Origin of the sequence: Ideonella livida, assembly GCF_010499455.1 — a bacterium.
GTDB classification, from domain to species: Bacteria; Pseudomonadota; Gammaproteobacteria; order Burkholderiales; family Burkholderiaceae_C; genus Ideonella; species Ideonella livida.
The window spans coordinates 1-19,242 of record NZ_JAAGOH010000011.1 but is presented as its reverse complement, the minus strand read 5'-3'; the positions used below and the strand labels follow the sequence as shown (position 1 = coordinate 19,242).

Genomic DNA, 19,242 nt, shown 5'->3' with positions numbered 1-19,242 from the left:
GCGGCGGGGGGCGGTCCCTTCGGGATTCCATGACCCCCGCTGAACAAGCTTGTCCTGGATCAAGCTTCCATCCGGATTCTCCCCGGGGTCTGTTGCAGCTGTGCCGCAGCGCGTCGGCGCATGCCGCAGCTGGTGCGGCTATTGCTAGAGTGAGCTACGCAGGAGAGCGTGAATGAGACCCAGCTTCGACGAAATGCATGCCCAGGGTGCCGCGGTCCGCGAGCACTACACCACTTATGACCGTTGGCTGGCAGCCCAGCCGCGGGAGACGATGAAGGCGAGGCGGGATGAGGCGGAAATGATCTTCCGCCGTGTCGGCATCACCTTCGCGGTCTACGGGGACAAGGATTCGGGCGAAGGCACCGAGCGCCTGATCCCGTTTGACCTGATCCCCCGCATCATCCCGGCTGCCGAGTGGCGACAGATGGAGAAGGGGCTGGCGCAGCGGGTGACCGCGCTCAACCGCTTCATCCACGACATCTACCACGGCCAGGAGATCCTCAAGGCGGGACTGATCCCGGCCGAGCAGATCCTGCAGAACGCCCAGTTCCGCCCTGAAATGATGGGCGTGGACGTGCCCGGTGGCCTGTACTCGCAGATCGCAGGCATCGACATCGTGCGGGCGGCCAACGCCGACGGCTCGGGCAGCTACTACGTGCTGGAGGACAACCTGCGGGTGCCCAGCGGCGTGAGCTACATGCTCGAGAACCGCAAGATGATGATGCGGCTTTTCCCCGAGCTGTTCTCCGAGCACCGGGTGGCGCCGGTGGCCCATTACCCGGACCTGCTGCTGGATACCCTGCGCAGCGTCGCCCCGGCCGGCGTGAACGACCCCACCGTGGTGGTCATGACACCCGGCATGTACAACTCCGCCTATTTCGAGCACGCCTTCCTGGCGCAGCAGATGGGGGTGGAGCTGGTCGAGGGCCAGGACCTGTTCGTCAAGGACAACTACGTGTTCATGCGCACCACGCGCGGCCCGCGCCGGGTGGACGTGATCTACCGCCGCCTGGACGACGACTTTCTGGACCCGCAGGTCTTCCGCAAGGACTCCACCCTGGGCTGCCCCGGCCTGGTGGCGGCGTACAAGGCCGGCAACGTGACCTTGTCCAACGCCATCGGCACCGGCATTGCGGACGACAAGTCCATCTACCCCTATGTGCCCAAGATGGTGGAGTTCTACCTGGGCGAGAAGCCCATCCTGAACAACGTGCCCACCTACCTGTGCCGCGAGAAGGGCGACCTGCAATACGTGCTGGACCACCTGGGCGAGTTGGTGGTCAAGGAAGTGCATGGTGCCGGCGGCTACGGCATGCTGGTGGGCCCGGCGGCCACCAAGGCCGAGATCGCGGCCTTCCGTGAGCACCTGCTGGCCAACCCCAGCAACTACATCGCCCAGCCCACGCTGAGCCTGTCCACCTGCCCGACCTTCGTGGAGTCGGGCATCGCCCCGCGGCACATCGACCTGCGCCCCTTCGTGCTCTCGGGCACCAAGAGCGTGCAGATGGTGCCCGGTGGCCTGACCCGGGTGGCGCTCAAGGAGGGCTCCCTGGTGGTCAACTCCAGCCAGGGCGGCGGCACCAAGGACACCTGGGTGCTGGAAGACTGACACCGAGACGACGAAAGACACCGAGCATGTTGTCAAGAACCGCCGACCATCTGTTCTGGATGGCCCGCTACATGGAGCGTGCGGAAAACACCGCCCGCCTGCTGGACGTCAACTACCAGACCTCGCTGCTGCCACAGTCGGCCGCCGTGGCCGAGCAGGGTTGGCGTTCGCTGCTCTCGCTGTCGGAGCTGAGCGCCGATTACCACAGCCGCTACCAGGGCATCACCGCGCGCCAGGTGATCGAGTTCATGGTCAGGGACGAGCGCAACCCCTCGTCCATCCTGTGCTGCCTGCGTGCCGCCCGGGAAAACGCCCGCGCTGTGCGCGGTGCCGTGACCACCGAGGTCTGGGAAACCACCAACCAGACCTGGCTGGAGTTCAACCGGCTGCTGGCCACCGGTGTGCTGGCCAAGGATCCGGCCAGCGTGTTCGAGTGGGTGAAGTTCCGCTCCCACCTCAGCCGCGGCGTGACCGTGGGCACCATGCTGCAGGATGAGGCCTTCTACTTCATCCGCATCGGCTCCTTCCTGGAGCGGGCGGACAACACCGCGCGCCTGCTGGACGTGAAGTTTCACGCCGTGGAGAGCGACTTCTACGGGGCGGCCAGCGAGAAGGACGCCGAGCTGGACTTCTACCACTGGTCGGCCATCCTGCGCTCGGTCTCCGGCTTCGAGATCTACCGCAAGGTCTACCGCAACGTGATCCAGCCCGAGAAGGTGGCCGAGTTGCTGATCCTGCGCCACGACATGCCGCGCTCGCTGGCACACTGCATCAGCAAGGTGGAGGGCAACCTCAAGCTGGTGGCCAACGAGCAGTCGGGCGACACCCTGCGCCGCGCTGGTCGCCTGCGCGCCGATCTGGACTACGGCCGCATCGACGAGATCCTGCACACCGGTCTGCACGCCTACCTCACCCAGTTCCTGGACCGGGTGGGCGACCTGGGAGCCGGCATCAGCCGCGACTTCCTCGTGCCGGCCTGAGCCGGCGCCACGCTGCCACGCCCATGTCATCCGGGGCGGCCACGCTGAAGGCAAGCCAGCCTTCGCCGGGCCGCCCCCCGCATTTCTGATTCCGAGGTACCACCTTGTCCATCCACGTCGCGCTCAAGCACGTCACCCACTACCGCTACGACCGGCCGGTCACGCTCTCGCCCCAGGTGGTGCGCCTGCGGCCTGCGCCGCACTGCCGCACGCCCATCCTGTCGTACTCGATGCGGGTGGAGCCCCAGCAGCACTTCATCAACTGGCAGCAGGACCCGTTTGCCAACTACCTGGCGCGCCTGGTGTTCCCAGAGAAGACCACCGAGTTCAAGGTCACCATCGACCTGGTGGCCGAGATGGCGGTCTACAACCCCTTCGACTTCTTCCTGGAGCCCAGCGCCGAGAAAATCCCCTTTGCCTACAGCGAAGCGTCGGCCGCTGAACTGGCGCCCTACCTGGTGACCGAGGCGCCCACGCCCGAGTTCGCCAAGTTCCTGGCCAGCATCGACCGCACCCCCACGCCCACCATCAACTTCCTGGTGGACATCAACCAGCGCCTGCAGCGCGAGATCAGCTACCTGATCCGCCTGGAGCCGGGTGTGCAGACCCCCGAAGAGACGCTCACCAAGAAGAGCGGTTCCTGCCGCGACAGCGGCTGGCTGCTGGTGAACACGCTGCGCCATCTGGGCCTGGCCGCGCGCTTTGCCTCGGGCTACCTCATCCAGCTCAAGTCCGACGTCAAGGCGCTGGACGGCCCCAGCGGCACCGAGGTGGATTTCACCGACCTGCACGCCTGGTGCGAGGTCTTCCTGCCCGGCGCCGGCTGGATCGGCCTGGACCCGACCTCCGGCCTGCTGGCCGGCGAGGGCCACATCCCGCTGGCCTGCACGCCGCAGCCCAGCAGCGCCGCGCCCATCGCCGGTGCGGTGGACAAGTGCGAAGTGACCTTCGGTCACGAGATGGCCATCACCCGCATCTGGGAATCCCCCCGCGTCACCAAGCCCTACACCGAGGCACAGTGGGACCAGGTGCTCGCCCTGGGTGAGCAGGTGGATGTGGCGCTGCAGGCGGGCGACGTGCGCCTGACCATGGGTGGTGAGCCCACCTTCGTCTCGGTGGACGACCGCGACGGCGCCGAGTGGAACACCGACGCCCTGGGGCCCACCAAGCGCCTGTTTGCCACCGACCTGACCCACCGCCTGCGCGACGAGTACGGGCAAGGCGGCTTCCTGCACTTCGGGCAGGGCAAGTGGTACCCGGGCGAGCAGCTGCCGCGCTGGGCCCTGTCCATCTACTGGCGTGCCGACGGCCAGCCTTGCTGGCACGACCCCAGCCTGTTTGCCGACGAGCGCGACGCCCACCAGTACACCAGTGCCGACGCCCGCCGCTTCCTGGAGACCCTCTCCGGCAAGCTGGGTCTGCCCTCCAAGTTCATCCAGACCGGCTACGAGGACACCTGGTACTACCTGTGGCGCGAACGCCGCTTGCCGGTCAATGTCGACCCCTTTGACACCAAGCTCGACGATGAGTTGGAACGCACCCGCTTGCGCCGCATCTTCGACCAGGGGCTGGAGCATGAGGTGGGCTATGTGCTGCCGATCGAGCGCGAGCACGGGCCCGGCATGGCCAGCGGCCGCTGGTCCACCGGCCCGTGGTTCTTCCGCGATGAGCGCATGTACCTCATCCCGGGCGATTCGCCCATGGGCTACCGCCTGCCGCTGGACTCCCTGCCCTGGGTGGCCAAGCAGGACTATCCCTATCTGCATGAGCATGACCCCTTTGCGCCGCGTGACGCACTGCCCGGTGCCGCGCGCCTGAAGGCCCAGTACGCCGGTCAGCCGGAGCAAGGCGGCTACGCCGGCCACCTGCCGGGTGGCGGCTTTGCCGAGGGCGGTGTGGTGGGCGTGCAGGCGGCTGACCTGGACGCCGGCCCGGCGGGACTGCAGGCGCTGGACGCAGGCGGCTGGCCGCTGGACAGCCTGCAGGGCGGTGCCGGGGCCGATGGCCTGGGTGGCGGCCACGCCCCGGGCGCTGCGGGCCGCGGCGCCGCCTTGCGCGGCAGCCCGGCGGGTGTGGCGGGCACGGCGGTCGACCCGCTGGCCCCGCCGCAGCGCGGCGAGTCGGCCCACTGGATCACCCGCACCGCGCTGTGCGTGGAGGTGCGGGACCCGCGTCGCGCCAATGGCCCCAAGGCCGAGGCCGTGGGCTCGCCCACCGGCGTGCTCTACGTCTTCATGCCGCCGCTGCAGCGTCTGGAGGACTACCTGGAACTGGTCGCCGCCGTGGAAGCCACGGCGGCCGAGACCGGCCTGAAGGTGATGCTGGAAGGCTACCCGCCGCCGCGCGACCCGCGCCTGAAGCTGCTGCAGGTCACGCCCGACCCCGGCGTGATCGAGGTGAACATCCACCCGGCGCACAACTGGAAGGAATTGGTGCAGCACACCGAGTTCCTCTACGACGCGGCCTGGCAGTCGCGCCTGTCCACCGAGAAGTTCATGCTCGACGGCCGCCACACCGGCACCGGGGGGGGCAACCACTTTGTGCTGGGCGGTGCCACGCCGGCCGACTCGCCCTTCCTGCGCCGGCCGGACCTGCTGGCCTCGCTGCTCACGTACTGGCACAACCACCCCAGCCTGAGCTATTTGTTCAGCGGCCTGTTCATCGGCCCGACCAGCCAGGCCCCGCGGGTGGACGAGGCCCGCAACGACCAGTTGCGCGAGCTGGAGATCGCCCTGGGCGAGATCGAGCGCAACAAGGCCGTTTACGGCAACGACATGCCGCCCTGGCTGGTGGACCGCACGCTGCGCAACGTGCTGGTGGACGTGACCGGCAACACCCACCGCAGCGAGTTCTGCATCGACAAGCTCTACTCGCCAGACAGCAGCACCGGCCGCCTGGGCCTGCTGGAGCTGCGCGCCTTCGAGATGCCGCCGCATGCCCGCATGAGCATCGTGCAGCAGCTGCTGCTGCGGGCGCTCATCGCCCGCTTCTGGGCCACGCCGTACAAGGCGCCGCTGGTGCGCTGGGGCACCGAGCTGCACGACCGCTTCCTGCTGCCCACCTTCGTGCAGATGGACCTGGACGATGTGATGGCCGAGATGCGGCAGGCCGGCTATGCCTTTGACGCCGGCTGGTTTGCACCACACTTCGAGTTCCGCTTCCCCAAGATCGGCGAGTACGCCAGCCGGGGCGTGCACCTGGTGCTGCGCAACGCGCTGGAACCCTGGCATGTGATGGGCGAAGAGGGCGCGGCCGGCGGCACGGTGCGCTATGTGGACTCGTCATTGGAGCGGCTGGAGATCCGTGTCAGCGGCCTGGTGGACCCCCGCCACCGCATCACGGTCAACGGCATCACCGTCCCGCTGCAGCCCACCGGGCGGGCCGGCGAGTACGTGGCCGGCGTGCGCTACCGGGCCTGGCAGCCGTCCTCGGCGTTGCACCCCACCATCGGCGTGCACGCCCCACTGACCATCGACCTGGTGGACACCTGGATGAAGCGCTCGCTGGGCGGCTGCCAGTACCACGTGGCCCATCCCGGCGGACGCAACTACGCCACCTTCCCGATCAACTCCTATGAGGCCGAGAGCCGCCGCCTGGCGCGCTTCTTCCCCATGGGCCACAGCATCGGGACCGTGGACGCGGGTGAACCGCAGCGCAGCCTGGAGTTCCCGTTCACCCTGGACCTGCGTCGCGCCGGGCGCTGAGTCTCGGGAACAGCGGCCATGAGCACGCCCAGCCCGCCGGCCCCTGTGCCGGCTGCCCCGTCCAAGGGGGGCGCGGCCGGTTCGGGGGAGACCCCGCACGACAGCCGGTCGCGGGCAAGGCATGATCGGGGGATGTCCCTGAGCAGTCCCCTGCCCTGGCCGGGGCGTCGCGAGCCTTCGGGCCACGGCGCCGCGGACGGGGGTCCCCACGATTCCCAGCCCTCCCTCCTGCCCCCCGAGGACGGGCCGGATCCCGCCGCCTTGGCCGCGGCCGCCGCCTTGCGCGGCGGTGACGGCCATGTCGACGAACTGCTGGGCCGGCTCAACGAGCCCGCCAGCCCGCGTGCTGGCCTGGCCCCGCTGTGGGAGCGCTTCTTCCGCGCCAACGGCGCTGCCGGCTGGCGCGACATGGCCCATCGCGCCGCCCGGGTGCAGCGCCGGGTGCAGGAGGATGGCGCCACCTACAACGTCTACGACGAGGGCGGGCAGTCCTCGCGGCCCTGGCCGCTGGAACTGCTGCCCATGCTCATCGACGCCGACGAGTGGACAGCCATCGACCAGGGGCTGCAGCAGCGCGCCCGCCTGCTCAATGCCGCCATGGCCGATGTCTACGGCCCCCGTCGCTTGCTGGAGGAGGGCCTGCTGCCGCCCTCGCTGGTGCTGGCCCACCCCCAGTACCTGCGGCCGCTGCACGGCTGCCAGCCCGCCGGTGGTGTCTACCTGCATGTGGCCGCCTTCGACCTGGCCCGCGGTCCTGATGGCCACTGGTGGGTCCTGGCCCAGCGCACCCAGGCCCCTTCCGGCCTGGGGTACGTGCTGGAGAACCGCATCATCATCGCCCAGCAGTTCCCCGAGGCCTTCCGCGACCTGCGGGTGCAGCGCCTGGCGGCCAGCTTCCAGAGCCTGCTGCAGGGCCTGATCAAGCTCAGCCCGGCGGGCGAGCGCTCGCGCGTGGTGCTGCTCACCCCCGGGCCCAACCACGAAACCTATTTCGAGCAGGTCTTCCTGGCCCGCTACCTGGGCATCACCCTGGTGGAGGGCGGCGACCTGACCGTGCGCGCCAACCGCGTCTACCTCAAGACCCTCACCGGGCTGGAGCGGGTGCACGTCATCCTGCGCCGGGTCGACGACGACTACCTTGACCCGCTGGAGCTGCGCTCCGACTCCATCCTGGGTGTGCCCGGCCTGGTGCAGGCTCTGCGTGCCGGCGAGGTGGTGGTGGCCAATTCCCCTGGCGCCGGCTGGCTGGAGAGCCCGGGCCTGTCGGCCTTCTGGCCCGCCGTCTCACGCCGTCTGCTGGGCGAAGACCTGCTGCTGCCGGGCTTCACCAGCTGGTGGTGCGGCGAGGAGGCCGTCTGGCGCCACCACCGCCCGCGGCTGGAGGACTTCGTCGTGGCGCCCACCTTCCCGGGCAGCGCCACCACCCCCGGCTTTCCCCCCGTGGTGGTCTCCACCCAGTCCACCAGCAGCCGGCAGGCCCTGCTGGCGCGCATCGAGGCCCAGCCGGCCGCCCACACCCTGCAGGCCCGGGTGCGCCCCTCGGAGACCCCGGTCTGGACCCAGGGCGTGCTGGAGCCGCGCACCGCGGTGGTCCGCGTCTATGCGCTGGCCGACGGCGAGGGCGGCTGGCGGGTGCTGCCGGGCGGGCTCACCCGGGTGGCCAGCCGCCGCGAGGCGGCCCACGACCCGCTGCAGTCCATGCAGCGTGGCAGCGCCAGCGCCGACACCTGGGTCATCGCCCGCGGCGAGGTGGACAACACCAGCCTGCTGCCGCGCCCGCTCTCGGCCGAAGACCTGGAACGCGCCCAATGGAGCGTGACCAGCCGCTCGGCTGAAAACCTGTTTTGGCTGGGCCGCTACACCGAGCGTGCCGAGAACTCCATCCGCCTGGCCCGTCTGACCCTGGAAGCCTTGACCGGCTCGGTCTTCAGTGCCACCTCGCTGCCGGTGCTGCGGGTGCTGGATACCCTGGCCCGGCGCCATGGCCTGGTGGGCGCGGGGGTGCCGGCCCCCGACAAGTCGCTGCGCCTGTTTGAGCGCTCGCTGGTCAGCAGCCTGGGGGACACCGTGGGCGCCACCAGCGTGGCCTTCAACCTGCAAGCCCTGCGCGGCTGCGCCCAGGCCCTGCGCGAGCGGCTGTCTCCCGAGCACTGGAAGCTCATCCAGGAAGCGGGTGACCATTTCCACCACCACCTTGATGCGGTGTTGGCCGATGGCCAGGCCGAGCCGCTGTCCGACGTGCTGGGTGTGCTGGGCCGTGCGGCCTTCCACCTCTCGGCGATCACCGGCGCCCAGACCGACCGCATGACCCGGGACAACGGCTGGCGTCTGCTCAGCGTGGGTCGGCAGATCGAGCGCCTGGACTTCCTGTCAAGCGTGCTGGCGCTGGGCTTCGAGCAGGACCTGCACACGCTGGACGACGGATTCGCCCTGCTGCTGGGGCTGTTCGATTCCACCATCACCTACCGCGCGCAGTTCCAGGGCCGGCGCGAGGTGGCCCCGTTGCTGCACCTGCTGGTGATGGACACGGACAACCCCCGGGCCCTGGCCTGGGTGGCCCGCACCCTGCGCGAGCGCTTCCTCAAGCTGGCCCGCCACGAGCCGGTCTGGGCCGGTGAGTCCGCCGCGCTGCTGCCGCGGCCGGAGACCTGGTCCCTGGCCACCCTCAGCCGTCCGCAGGCCGATGGCGGCTGGTCCCACCTCATCGAGGCGCTGCAGTCCTGCAGCGCCCAGGCGCTGGCGCTGTCGGATGCCCTCTCGCGCCAGCTTTTCTCCCACGTCGGCGTGGCCGACCGCATGGTGTGGCAATGACTTCCGTCCCCTCCGCCGCTCCCCTGCGCTGGCTGCAGGTCACCCACGAGACCACCTACCTCTACGACGCCCCCGCCGAGTTGGCACATCACGTGGCCTTCCTGGCGCCCCGCGCTACGCCCTGGCAGGCGGTGCGCCAGTGGCGGCTCCAGGTCGACCCCGCCCCCGACGAATGGGTGGACCTGGACCCCATGGCGTCGGGGGCCGCAGTGGCCGGCCCGGCGGCCGTGCCGGCCAGGCAGTGCAGCCATGATCCCTTTGGCAACCTGCGGCTGAGCTTCAGCCATGCCCGGGTGCACGACCGGCTGCGGGTGGTCTCCAGCTTTGAGGCCGGCCTCGCCCCACCACCGACCCTCGACCTGGCGGCCAGCCCCGCCTGGGAGGATGTGGCCGCCAGCCTGCGCTATCACGCCGGTGCCGTGCACTCCGAGGCGGTGGAGTTCAGCCTGCCATCGGTTTACGTCCCCCACGACCCGGCCCTGGCCGCCTTCGGGCGTGAGGCCTTTCTGCCCGGGCGCTCCGTGCTGGCCGGCGCGCTGGCCCTGATGGCCCAGGTCCACGCGCAGTTCACCTACAAGCCCCTGGCCACCTCGGTGAGCACCCGGGCCACCGACGCGCTGGCCGGCCGGGAGGGCGTTTGCCAGGACTTTGCCCACGTGATGATCGGGGCCTGCCGCTCGCTGGGCCTGTCGGCCCGCTATGTCAGTGGCTACCTGCTGACCCAGCCGCCCCCGGGCCAACCGCGTCTGGTCGGGGCCGATGCCTCCCACGCCTGGGTGGCCGTGTGGTGCCCGCTGCAGGGCTGGGTGGCGCTGGATCCCACCAACAACGTGCCCGCCGGCACCGACCACGTGACCCTGTCCTGGGGCCGTGACTATGCGGATGTGGCCCCACTGCGCGGAGTCATCCGCGGAGGCGGCCGTGCCGTGCCGCAGGTGGCCGTCACCGTCATGCCCCTGGAGGAACTGGCGGCCGCGTCCACGAGCCCCCCACCGCCGGGCGCAGCCGGTCCGGCGGCCAAGCCTGCGGCAGGTGTAGCCGCCCGGTCGGCGCCCGTGGCCGATCCGGCTTGAGGCACGATGCCGCGCCGCAACGGGCCGCACCGGCAGCAGGGGGCCTAGCGCTGGCTCTGGGCCAGGGCCTGCTGGATGAACAGCACCTTGGCCAGGAACTCGTAGTCGGCGTTCTCCTTGCGTGCGAAGCCGTGGCCCTCGTTCTCCGCCAGCAGGTAGCCCACCGGCACGCCCTGGGCGCGGGCCCGCTGCACGATCTGCTCGGCTTCGGTCCAGGGCACCCGCGGGTCGTTGCGGCCCTGGATGACCATCAAGGGCCGGCGCAGGCGGTGGGCCTGGGTCAGCGGAGAGATGCGGTCCAGGAACTCCCGCATCGCCGGGTCCCGCTCGTCGCCGTACTCCACCCGGCGCAGATCACGCCGGTAGCTCTCGGTGCGCTCCAGAAAGGTCACAAAGTGGGAGATGCCCACGCTGTCGATGGCGCCGGCGATGCGCGCCCCCTCGTGGATGGCCACCGCCAGGCTCATGTAGCCCCCGTAGCTGCCGCCGCTGACGACCACCTGGGCGGCGTCCAGACCAGCTTGTCCGGGCAGCCAGTCCAGCAGGGCGCTGATGTCGCGCACCGCGTCCTCCCGCAGGCGGCCGTTGTCCAGCTTCAGGAAGGTCTTGCCGAAGCCGGAGGAGCCCCGCACATTGGGCTGCAGCAGGGCGATGCCCAGCTCCTCGATCAGGTAGTGGTAGCGGCCCAGGAAGCCCTCGGTGGCCTGGCCCTCCGGCCCGCCGTGGATCAGCACCAGCACTGGACGCCGGCCGGGATGGCGTGCGGGATCCGGACGGTTGAGCAGGCCCGAGATACGCCTTCCGTCAAAGCTGGGCCAGTCCACCACCTCCTGGCGCGAGAAGCGGCGCGGGTCCAGGCCGGCCGGGGCCACCGGCTCGGTCCAGCGCTGCCAGCGCGCCCTGGCCGGGCCGTCCGACAGGTCCAGCACCTGCACCTGCAGCGGCGTGGCCGGTGCCACCAGGTTGACCGCCAGCCAGGGCCGCTGCGGATGGAAGCGCAGGGCGCTGATCGAGCCCTCCAGCGTGGCGCCCAGGGGCAGGGCCTGGCCGCTTTGCGCATCGAACAGGCGCAGTCGGCGGCGTCCCGCCTCGTTGAAGGTGGCGGCCAGCCAGCGGCCATCGGCGCTGAGGTCGGCGTCGCTGACGTCCCACGCCACCGCGCCCCCCAGGGCCTGCAGCCGCCCGTCTGCCAGGTGCAGCCGCCACAGGCGGCGGAACTCCCCTTCGTGGTCGCTCAACAGGTACAGGGTGTCCCCTGCGGGTGAGAAGCCCACTGGCACAAAGGCAGCGGGCCCGGCCATGTCCGAACGAGGCAGCAGGCGCTCGCGCTGGCCGCTGGCCAGGTCCAGGCGCCAGACTTCCGACTGGTTGGCCGAGAGGTAGTGCAGCAGGGCACCCTGGCGTCCGTCGGCACTGACTTGGCTCACCTGCCAGCCGCCGCCTGGCAGTTCTGCCAGCAGCTGCGGGGCCTGGCCGGCGCGGGGGTCCACCCGCCAGAGCCGCGTGTTCACCTGCGCCCGACCGCTGGCGCTGCCCGCCGTGCGATCCAGTGGCACCGAGCGGGCCAGCAGCCACGGGACCTGGCCGGCCACGTGCACCCAGGGACCCTGGTCAAAGCGCTCCGGCAGCGGGGTCAGCAGACGTTCCTGGCCGCTGGCGAGGTCCAGGTGGTACAGGCGTGTGGCTTCGTCGCCGCCGCTGGCGCGCTCGAACACCAGGCCATGGCCCTGCGCCGGCTCGTAGCTGCCGCTCCACACCGGCTCCGCGCCGTGGGTCAGCCGCTGCAGGGCGCCACCGGGCGCCGCCAGATGGTGCAGCTGCACCAGGTTCTGGCCGGCGCCACGGTGGGTCAGCAGCAGGCCTTCGCGCGGATGCCAGTCGAGAAATCCGTGACCGCGGAACTCGGTGTAGTCACGCACCCGTTCGGCCAGCGACAGCGGCACCGGAGGCAGGCCGTCGATCACCAGGGCAGGTGGCGGCTGCAGCCAAGGTCCGCGCGGCGACGGCAGGTCGAGGGGGGCCGCGGGAGGCAGGTGCCCGGCGCGCCCGGGCCAGGCGCAGCCACCCAGCAGGCTCCCGCCCAGGCTTCCCAGACCCCAGCCGAGCCAGCGCCGACGTGGGGCTTGCTCCCGGGTGCCCGTTGAGGAGGAGGGGGGGCGCTGGGGCACGGGCTGGGTCATGGGCTGGGTCATGGGCTGTGGAGCGTAGGCTGGCTCATCGGCATGCGGGCATCAGTCCAGCGTTCAGGCGATCGGGTGGCGCGCCTGGATGTTTGCGTAGAACTTGCGGATCGTCCGCATGTCGGCCTGGATGTCACCGCTCAGGTGGACCTGCGGGCCCAGCCCCACGCAACGGCGCCCGTAGTCGATGTAGGCCAGCACCACCGGCACCTGCGCGCTGCGTGCAATCCAGTAGAAGCCGGTGTGCCAGTCCTGCCCGCGGTGGTCCAGGGTGTGCGGGCTCAGCACCAGCTGCACCCGGCCGGGATGCTGCTTGAGCGACCGGGCAATGTGCGCCACCAGGAAGCCCGGGTGCTGGCCGGCCGGCACCACCATGCCCCCCAGGGCTTCGGTCAGGCGCTGGCGCAGTTTGCCCATCGGACCGCTGGCCACCCAGCGCAGATCCAGCCGCAGCACCAAAGCCCCCAGCAGCATGTACCAGAAGTCCCAGCGGCTGGTGTGTGGCGCCCCGATCAGCACGCAGCGCACCAGGTCCCGCGGCAACCGGCCCTCGACCCGCCAGCCGCCCAGGCGCAGCAGGCCCCGGGCCAGACGAGCCGGCCAGGTCCGGGCTTGGCGGTCGAAAAGGGTCTTTTGCGGCAACATCTGTTTCAGATTATGAATTCCACCGGTCGTGCCGGGCGCCGGCCCGAGGCGGGTCTCCGTTTCCGTTCTGGGGGCATCTTCGGGTCCGGCCGCAGGGGCTTTGGGGCCGGTGCCAGGTGCCGCTGCGCTATCGTCGCGCCCCCGCCTTACGACCCCCCGACCATTTCTGCCGCCCATGCGACTGCTGCTTGCCCCGATGGAGGGCCTGCTGGACCACACCCTGCGCGACGTGCTCACCCGTGCCGGGGGCATCGACCGCTGCGTGAGCGAGTTCATCCGCGTCACCGGCACCCTGCTGCCGGAGCGGGTGTTCCTGCGCATCGTGCCGGAGCTGCGCCATGGGGGCTGCACCCCGGCCGGGGTCCCGGTGCGTCCTCAGCTCATGGGTTCCGACCCGGCCTGTCTGGCGGACAACGCCGCGCGCGTGGCCGCGCTGCGGGCCCCGGGCGTGGACCTCAACTTCGGCTGTCCCGCCAAGGTCGTCAACCGCCATGGCGGTGGCGCGGCCCTGCTGGACGATCCGGAGCTGCTTTGGCGCATCGTGCGCGAGGTGCGGTCCGCCGTGCCGACGGGCTTTGCGGTCTCCGCCAAGATGCGCCTGGGCACGCGCGACGACAGCCGCGCGGAGGACTGCGCCCGCGCCTTGGCTGAGGGCGGCGCGCAGGAGCTGGTGGTCCATGCCCGCACCCGGGAGCAGGGCTACCGGCCACCGGCCTGGTGGCACCGCATTGCCGATGTGCGGGCGGCGGTGGCCATTCCGGTGGTGGCCAATGGGGAGATCTGGACCGCCCAGGATGCCCGGGCCGCCCGCGAGGCCTCGGGTTGCGAGGACCTGATGCTGGGCCGCGGCATGGTGGCCGACCCGGGTCTGGCCCACCAGATCAGGCAGGCGCTGCAGGTGAGCCTGACGCCGCAGGACATGGGGGGGGCTGCGCCTCTTGCGCAAGGATTGGACTGGTCCGGCCTGCAGCCCCTGCTGCTGCAGTTCTGGCTCAACGTCTGCGCCCACGTCACGCCGCCGCAACGCGCCGGACGCATGAAGCAGTGGCTCTTCTACCTCCGGCGCCGCCATCCGCAGGCCCAGGAGGCCTATGACACCCTGCGCACCGTGACCGATTCGCGGGAACTGGCCCGGCGGCTGCTGGGGTCGGCCGCCTGGCCGATGGAGAGCCCCTGAGTGCCCGCTACACTGAGGCATCTCCCGCCCCGACTCCTCCATGGCTGCCTACCGTCCGGTGTCGCGCAAGGCCGAAGCGACGGCCCTCTTCGACTTGAAGAGCACCTCCCTGCCGGTGCTGGCCCTGCTGCTCCGGACCGTCGACCTGGACGCACTGACTGCGCAGATGCAGCAGCGCTACGGCGATTCCCCCGGGCTCTTCGAGCACGAGCCGCTGTGCATCGACCTCGCCGGCCTGCGCGAGCTTGACGAGGCCCCGGCGCCAGACTTTGTCCGGCTTCTGGCCCTGCTGCGCGGCTTGGGCTTCAACCCGGTGGCGGTGCGGGGCGGCCTGCCCTTGCACATGGCGGCGGGTCTGGCTGCAGGGTTGGCTGAGGCGCCCGATGCCGCCGGCCCCAGCCCTGCACCAGAAGCGTCTGCGGCGCCCGCGGCAGTTCCGCAGGCCGACAACTCGAGCCTGCCCGCTTCGGCCGCACCCGCCCTGCCGCCCACAGAGGTGGCGCCGGCTGGTCCTGCGCCGAGTGCTTTGGGGGGTACCCTCATCATCGACCGGCCGGTAAGGTCCGGGCAGCGCATCTACGCCCGCGGCGGCGACCTGATTGTGCTGGGCATGGTCAACGCCGGCGCCGAGGTGGTGGCCGACGGCAGCGTCCATGTCTATGCCCCGCTGCGCGGCCGGGCGGTGGCTGGCGTGCTGGGTGACACCCGAGCCCGGGTCTTCTCCACCTGCATGCAGGCGCAGCTGATCTCGATTGCCGGGCTCTGGAAGACTGCCGAGGATGGCTGGCCGGCGGGGCTGCAGGGTCAACCGGCCCAGGCGCGCCTGGAGGGGGAGCGCCTGGTGCTGGAAGTGATCAAGGGATGAGCCGTCCGCAGGACGGCCGAGATACAGAGAGACGAGAAAGGACTGGTTCGCGATGAGCAAGATCGTGGTGGTGACCTCAGGCAAGGGGGGGGTGGGCAAGACCACCACCAGTGCCAGCTTTGCCTCGGGCCTGGCCCTGCGCGGCTTCAAGACGGCCGTGATCGACTTTGACGTCGGCCTGCGCAACCTGGACCTGATCATGGGCTGCGAGCGGCGGGTGGTCTATGACCTCATCAACGTCATCCAGCAGGAGGCCAAGCTGCAGCAGGCCCTGATCAAGGACAAGCAGTGCGACAACCTGTATGTCTTGGCCGCCTCCCAGACCCGTGACAAAGAGGCGCTGACCCAGGAGGGCGTCGAGCGCGTGCTCAAGGAGCTGGCGCAGATGGGTTTTGACTACATCGTCTGCGACTCGCCCGCCGGCATCGAGACCGGGGCGATGATGGCGATGCACTTTGCCGACGAGGCCCTGGTGGTGACCAACCCCGAGGTCTCCTCGGTCCGCGACTCCGACCGCATCCTGGGCATGCTGTCGTCCAAGACCAAGCGCGCCATCGACGGTGGCGAGCCCATCAAGGAGCATCTGCTCATCACCCGCTACAACCCGGGCCGGGTGGAGGGGGGACAGATGATGTCGATTGCGGATGTGGAGGAGATCCTGCGCATCCCGCTGATTGGCGTGATCCCGGAGTCCGAGATGGTCCTGGAAGCGTCCAACCAAGGCACGCCGGTGGTGCACCTCAAGGGCGCTGATGCCGCCGAGGCCTATGCCGATGTGGTGGCCCGCTTCCTGGGCGAGGAACGCCCGATGCGTTTCACCCAGGTGGAGGCCAAAGGCTTCTTCAAGCGACTCTTTGGCGGGAGGTGATCGCCATGTCCCTGTTGACCCGCATCCTCGGCGAGAAAAAGACGACGGCCAATGTGGCCAAGGAGCGGCTGCAGATCATCCTGGCCCATGAGCGGGCAGGTCGCAGCTCTTCGGCACCCGATTACCTGCCGGCCTTGCAGAACGAGCTGCTGGAAGTGATCCGCAAGTACGTGCAGGTCGGGCCCAACGACCTGAAGATCAACGTCGAGCGCCAGGAGAACCTGGAGGTGCTCGAGGTCAAGATCGAGCTGCCGGAGCAGGGCGGCCGCTGAGCCGCCTGGCCCTGCGCGCCGCCCCCGGCCGGCCGCGCGGCCTCAGACCGCATCCATCAACGGCCGCAGGTCCTCTTCCCAGGCCTGCAGTTCCTCGGGCGGCAGGGTCAGCCAGCCCAGGGCCCGTGCCGAGTGCTGGATCCAGTCGGCGTCCGGGTCCAGGCCTTCATGGCGGCGCATCAGGTGTTCGGCCACCAGGCCGGCGGCCACCAAGGTATGCACGTCAGGATCGGTGTCCTCGTCGCCGAGCATGTCCAGGTCATGGTGTCGCCGTATGGCCGCCATCACCGTGGGCGAGAGCCGCCACACCCGCGCCACCAGCGCCCCCACCACCGCGTGGTCGGTGCGGTGGTTGGCGTTCTCCGTGGCGATGAAGGGGCGGTCCAGACGGGCGCCAGCCTCCACCAGCGTGCCGCTGTAGCCCCGCACACTTTGCATCATCACCGGCATGCCCACGTGGCAGAACAGGCCGTAGGTGTGCGCCAGGTCGGCCGAGAGGCCCGGCAGGCGTTGCGCGATGCCGCCCAGGGCCACGGCGCGTTTGGTCGAGCGTTGCCAGAAGCGCTGCAGGTGGGGGCTGGAGCTGCGGATGGCGCGCTGCACCAGGCAGGCGCGCATCTCGGCCGCCGTCTGGTCCAGGCCCAGGCGGTTCATGGCCTGCCCGATGGTCTGCACCGGTTGGCCGCAGCTGTGCAGTGCGCTGTTGGCCGACTTGAGGAGTGCGGCGGCCATGGCCACATCGCTGCTGGCGATCCGGGCCACCTCCTCTAGGTCGGGCTCGGCCTGCTGCAGGGCTTGCTGCATGCGCGCCAGCAGTTCCGGACATGGCGGGATGACCAGGGCCTGCAGCGGACCGCTGCGTCGGGCCTGGTCCAGCTCGGTCTGGATCTTCTGGGTGCTGGGGCGCAGTGGGGCTTCGGCGAGGGTGGTGCTCATGGGCGCAGCTTGGCGAGGTCGGGGTTGACCTCCTTATCGACCGCCGGCGGCGGCAATCAAGCTGTGGGGCCTGCGGCCAGGCGCCGGAGGGGACCGGCTCAGCGGCGCTGCAGGGCCGCGTGCAGCGCCAGGAACTCCTGGGTCAACTTGTGGCGCGGATCCAGGTGCACCATGGGCAGGGCCCGCTCGTGCGACTCCTTGATCTTCACGCTGCTGCCCAGGTAGGGCTCCAACACGGGCAGGCCTTCCTCGCGCAGCGACTGCACCATGCGCTGGGGCAGGCTGGCCCGGGGCTGGAACTGGTTGACCACGATGCCCTCGACCTCCAGGTCGGCGTTGTGGTCGGCACGGATCTCCTGCACGTTCTCGATCAGGTTGAACAGCGCGCGGCGTGAGAAATCATCGCAATCAAACGGGATCAGGCAGCCTTGTGCGGCGATCAGCGCTGAACGTGTGTAAAAGTTCAGCGCCGGCGGCGTATCGATCCAGACCGTGTCGTAATCGTCTGCCAACTCCAGCAGCGCGTCGCGCAGCTTGTAGATCTTGTAGCGCGTCTCCAGCTTGGCTTGCAGGTCATCCAGCAGGGCCGAGGAGGGCATGAGGTGCAGGCGCTCGAATGGCGTCTGCACGATGAAATCGGTCAGTGGTTGCGCCCGGACGGTGAATTTCAGCTGCGCCTCGAAAAAGTCGGCCACGCCGGGTCCTGTCTCGGCGGAGGCCTCACCCAGCAGGTAGTGGGTGCTGTTGCCCTGCGGGTCCAGGTCCACCACCAGGGTGCGCTCGCCGGCCTGCGCGCCAATGGCGGCCAGGTTGCAGGTGATGGTGGATTTGCCCACCCCGCCTTTCTGGTTGAAGACGACATGACGCATGGCAGGACTCTCCGCGGTTCTGGTGTGGGCTGGACAACAGGGGGTGATTGTGCACTGCAGCATGCCGGGCCAGGGGGCGGCCGGCGGACAATGCGGCGATGACTGCTGAGCTGGACCCTGAATTCGTCGTGGCGCGCACCCGCTTGTGGCTGGAGCGTGCCGTCATCGGCCTGAACCTGTGCCCCTTCGCCAAGAGCGTTCATGTCAAGCGCCAGGTGCGCTATGTGGTGAGTTCCGCCCGCAGCCCCGCCGAGCTGCTGGCCCAGCTGGAGCAGGAGCTGCGCCATCTCGCCCAGGTGGACCCGGCCGAGACCGACACCACGCTGCTGATCCATCCGGGCGTGCTGGAGGATTTTCTGGACTTCAACGACTTTCTGGCCGAGGCCGAGGAGACGGTGGAGCGGCTGGACCTGGCCGGCGAACTGCAGGTGGCCAGCTTCCATCCCGAGTTCCAGTTTGGCGATGCCCGCGCCGACGACCCGTCCAACCTGACCAACCGCTCGCCCTGGCCGACCTTGCACCTCATCCGCGAGGCCAGCATTGACCGGGCGGTTGAAGCCTTCCCTGAAGCCGAGACCATTTACGAGCGCAATATTGAGCTGACCACCGCCCTGGGCCATGCCGGCTGGCAGTCGCTGTTTGCCGATGCCGACGCGCTGGCCCGCACCCAGGCGGCGGGCGGACAGGCCCGCGAACCGCAGGAGGCGCCTGCGCGCCACCAGCCGCCGTCGCCCGTGGTCGACGACTGATCCCTGTGGTGCTGCCGGTGTGGGCCGGCAGAGGGCTGGGCCATGAAAAAAGCCGCCCGAGGGGCGGCTTCTTCACTGTGGCGCGCGGGGGTGGATACCACCCCCTTGGGTCATCACTTGTAGACGACGTCGGCGCGACGGTTCTTGCCCCAGGCGGCTTCGTTGCCACCGGTGGCCACGGGCTTCTCTTCGCCCCAGGAGATGGCTTCCATCTGCTTGTCGCCGGCGCCGAAGGACTTCAGGGCGCGCACGACGGACTCGGCGCGCTTCTGGCCCAGGGCCAGGTTGTATTCCTTGGAGCCGCGCTCGTCGGCGTTGCCTTCGACCTTGATGGCCAGGCTGGGGTTGGAGGCCAGGTAACGGCCGTGCAGTTCCACCAGGCCGTTGAACTCGGGCTTGATGTCGAACTTGTCGAAGTCGAAGTACACGCTGCGCTCCACCGAGATGCGGCTGGCCGGATCCAGGTGGGCAGCCAGGGCGCGCGCGGTGGTGGCCGGGGCGGTG

At 70.0% G+C, this 19,242-nt stretch carries 15 protein-coding genes; 10 read left to right on the top strand and 5 right to left on the bottom strand.

Annotated features, from left to right (window positions below; all coding sequences use genetic code 11):
- The first annotated feature begins 172 nt into the window (after window positions 1-172).
- From G3A44_RS10650 to G3A44_RS10630, 5 genes are all read left to right on the top strand, one after another.
- On the top strand, window positions 173-1,609 hold the full coding sequence (locus G3A44_RS10650) for a circularly permuted type 2 ATP-grasp protein (protein WP_163457503.1): 1,437 nt from the start codon (window positions 173-175) through the stop codon (window positions 1,607-1,609).
- Between the two features lie 26 nt (window positions 1,610-1,635).
- Window positions 1,636-2,589 carry an alpha-E domain-containing protein gene (locus tag G3A44_RS10645; RefSeq protein ID WP_163457502.1) on the top strand — a complete coding sequence of 318 codons (954 nt, stop codon included), beginning with the start codon at window positions 1,636-1,638 and terminating at the stop codon, window positions 2,587-2,589.
- 104 nt (window positions 2,590-2,693) lie between these two features.
- Window positions 2,694-6,293, top strand: a complete 3,600-nt coding sequence (locus G3A44_RS10640; RefSeq protein ID WP_163457501.1) for a transglutaminase family protein — start codon at window positions 2,694-2,696, stop codon at window positions 6,291-6,293.
- Window positions 6,294-6,425: 132 nt separating this feature from the next.
- Window positions 6,426-9,104 (top strand): circularly permuted type 2 ATP-grasp protein, encoded by a 2,679-nt coding sequence (locus tag G3A44_RS10635; protein WP_163457500.1) that lies wholly within the window; start codon window positions 6,426-6,428, stop codon window positions 9,102-9,104.
- Complete coding sequence (locus G3A44_RS10630) at window positions 9,101-10,177, top strand: transglutaminase family protein (RefSeq protein WP_163457499.1); 1,077 nt, start codon at window positions 9,101-9,103, stop codon at window positions 10,175-10,177. The genes G3A44_RS10635 and G3A44_RS10630 overlap by 4 nt, the downstream gene beginning before the upstream one ends.
- 44 nt (window positions 10,178-10,221) lie before the next feature.
- Here the strand turns inward: G3A44_RS10630 and G3A44_RS10625 are convergent, their stop codons facing one another.
- Both G3A44_RS10625 and G3A44_RS10620 read right to left on the bottom strand, forming a co-directional pair.
- A complete protein-coding gene (locus tag G3A44_RS10625; RefSeq protein ID WP_163457498.1) occupies window positions 10,222-12,369 on the bottom strand; it encodes a S9 family peptidase in 2,148 nt (715 codons plus the stop codon).
- Between the two features lie 51 nt (window positions 12,370-12,420).
- A complete protein-coding gene (locus G3A44_RS10620) occupies window positions 12,421-13,002 on the bottom strand; it encodes a lysophospholipid acyltransferase family protein (protein ID WP_163457497.1) in 582 nt (193 codons plus the stop codon).
- A 175-nt stretch (window positions 13,003-13,177) separates the two neighbouring features.
- Here G3A44_RS10620 and G3A44_RS10615 point away from each other — a divergent pair, with 175 nt between their 5' ends.
- Genes G3A44_RS10615 through minE form a run of 4 tightly spaced genes read left to right on the top strand, consistent with a single transcriptional unit; the run spans window position 13,178 to window position 16,184 of the window.
- A complete protein-coding gene (locus G3A44_RS10615) occupies window positions 13,178-14,179 on the top strand; it encodes a tRNA dihydrouridine synthase (protein WP_163457496.1) in 1,002 nt (333 codons plus the stop codon).
- A 40-nt stretch (window positions 14,180-14,219) separates the two neighbouring features.
- Window positions 14,220-15,044, top strand: a complete 825-nt coding sequence (minC, locus tag G3A44_RS10610; protein WP_163457495.1) for a septum site-determining protein MinC — start codon at window positions 14,220-14,222, stop codon at window positions 15,042-15,044.
- Between the two features lie 52 nt (window positions 15,045-15,096).
- A complete protein-coding gene (minD, locus tag G3A44_RS10605; RefSeq protein WP_163457494.1) occupies window positions 15,097-15,912 on the top strand; it encodes a septum site-determining protein MinD in 816 nt (271 codons plus the stop codon).
- A gap of 5 nt (window positions 15,913-15,917) precedes the next feature.
- Window positions 15,918-16,184: a cell division topological specificity factor MinE gene (minE, locus tag G3A44_RS10600; protein WP_163457493.1), complete on the top strand. Its 267-nt coding sequence runs from the start codon at window positions 15,918-15,920 to the stop codon at window positions 16,182-16,184.
- A 42-nt stretch (window positions 16,185-16,226) separates the two neighbouring features.
- Here minE and G3A44_RS10595 read toward each other — a convergent pair whose 3' ends face one another.
- Window positions 16,227-17,120, bottom strand: coding sequence for an HDOD domain-containing protein (locus G3A44_RS10595; RefSeq protein ID WP_163457492.1), 894 nt, complete (start codon window positions 17,118-17,120; stop codon window positions 16,227-16,229).
- Between the two features lie 98 nt (window positions 17,121-17,218).
- Window positions 17,219-17,989: a ParA family protein gene (locus G3A44_RS10590; protein ID WP_163457491.1), complete on the bottom strand. Its 771-nt coding sequence runs from the start codon at window positions 17,987-17,989 to the stop codon at window positions 17,219-17,221.
- A gap of 98 nt (window positions 17,990-18,087) precedes the next feature.
- Between G3A44_RS10590 and G3A44_RS10585 the strand changes: the two genes are divergently transcribed.
- Complete coding sequence (locus tag G3A44_RS10585; RefSeq protein WP_163457490.1) at window positions 18,088-18,738, top strand: DUF1415 domain-containing protein; 651 nt, start codon at window positions 18,088-18,090, stop codon at window positions 18,736-18,738.
- A gap of 113 nt (window positions 18,739-18,851) precedes the next feature.
- Here G3A44_RS10585 and pal read toward each other — a convergent pair.
- A partial coding sequence (gene pal / locus G3A44_RS10580; protein ID WP_239061805.1) for a peptidoglycan-associated lipoprotein Pal occupies window positions 18,852-19,242 on the bottom strand: 391 nt, incomplete at its 5' end.

Excerpts from the sequence above, each read along its gene's own strand:
- G3A44_RS10630 (WP_163457499.1), top strand. The coding sequence starts at position 9,101 with ATGACTTCCGTCCCCTCCGCCGCTCCCCTGCGCTGGCTGCAGGTCACC.
- G3A44_RS10620 (WP_163457497.1), bottom strand. The coding sequence starts at position 13,002 with ATGTTGCCGCAAAAGACCCTTTTCGACCGCCAAGCCCGGACCTGGCCG.
- G3A44_RS10595 (WP_163457492.1), bottom strand. The coding sequence starts at position 17,120 with ATGAGCACCACCCTCGCCGAAGCCCCACTGCGCCCCAGCACCCAGAAG.
- G3A44_RS10585 (WP_163457490.1), top strand. The coding sequence starts at position 18,088 with ATGACTGCTGAGCTGGACCCTGAATTCGTCGTGGCGCGCACCCGCTTG.
- G3A44_RS10615 (WP_163457496.1), top strand. The coding sequence starts at position 13,178 with ATGCGACTGCTGCTTGCCCCGATGGAGGGCCTGCTGGACCACACCCTG.
- G3A44_RS10645 (WP_163457502.1), top strand. The coding sequence starts at position 1,636 with ATGTTGTCAAGAACCGCCGACCATCTGTTCTGGATGGCCCGCTACATG.
- G3A44_RS10635 (WP_163457500.1), top strand. The coding sequence starts at position 6,426 with ATGTCCCTGAGCAGTCCCCTGCCCTGGCCGGGGCGTCGCGAGCCTTCG.
- minD (WP_163457494.1), top strand. The coding sequence starts at position 15,097 with ATGAGCAAGATCGTGGTGGTGACCTCAGGCAAGGGGGGGGTGGGCAAG.
- minE (WP_163457493.1), top strand. The coding sequence starts at position 15,918 with ATGTCCCTGTTGACCCGCATCCTCGGCGAGAAAAAGACGACGGCCAAT.
- G3A44_RS10650 (WP_163457503.1), top strand. The coding sequence starts at position 173 with ATGAGACCCAGCTTCGACGAAATGCATGCCCAGGGTGCCGCGGTCCGC.
- G3A44_RS10625 (WP_163457498.1), bottom strand. The coding sequence starts at position 12,369 with ATGACCCAGCCCATGACCCAGCCCGTGCCCCAGCGCCCCCCCTCCTCC.
- minC (WP_163457495.1), top strand. The coding sequence starts at position 14,220 with ATGGCTGCCTACCGTCCGGTGTCGCGCAAGGCCGAAGCGACGGCCCTC.
- G3A44_RS10590 (WP_163457491.1), bottom strand. The coding sequence starts at position 17,989 with ATGCGTCATGTCGTCTTCAACCAGAAAGGCGGGGTGGGCAAATCCACC.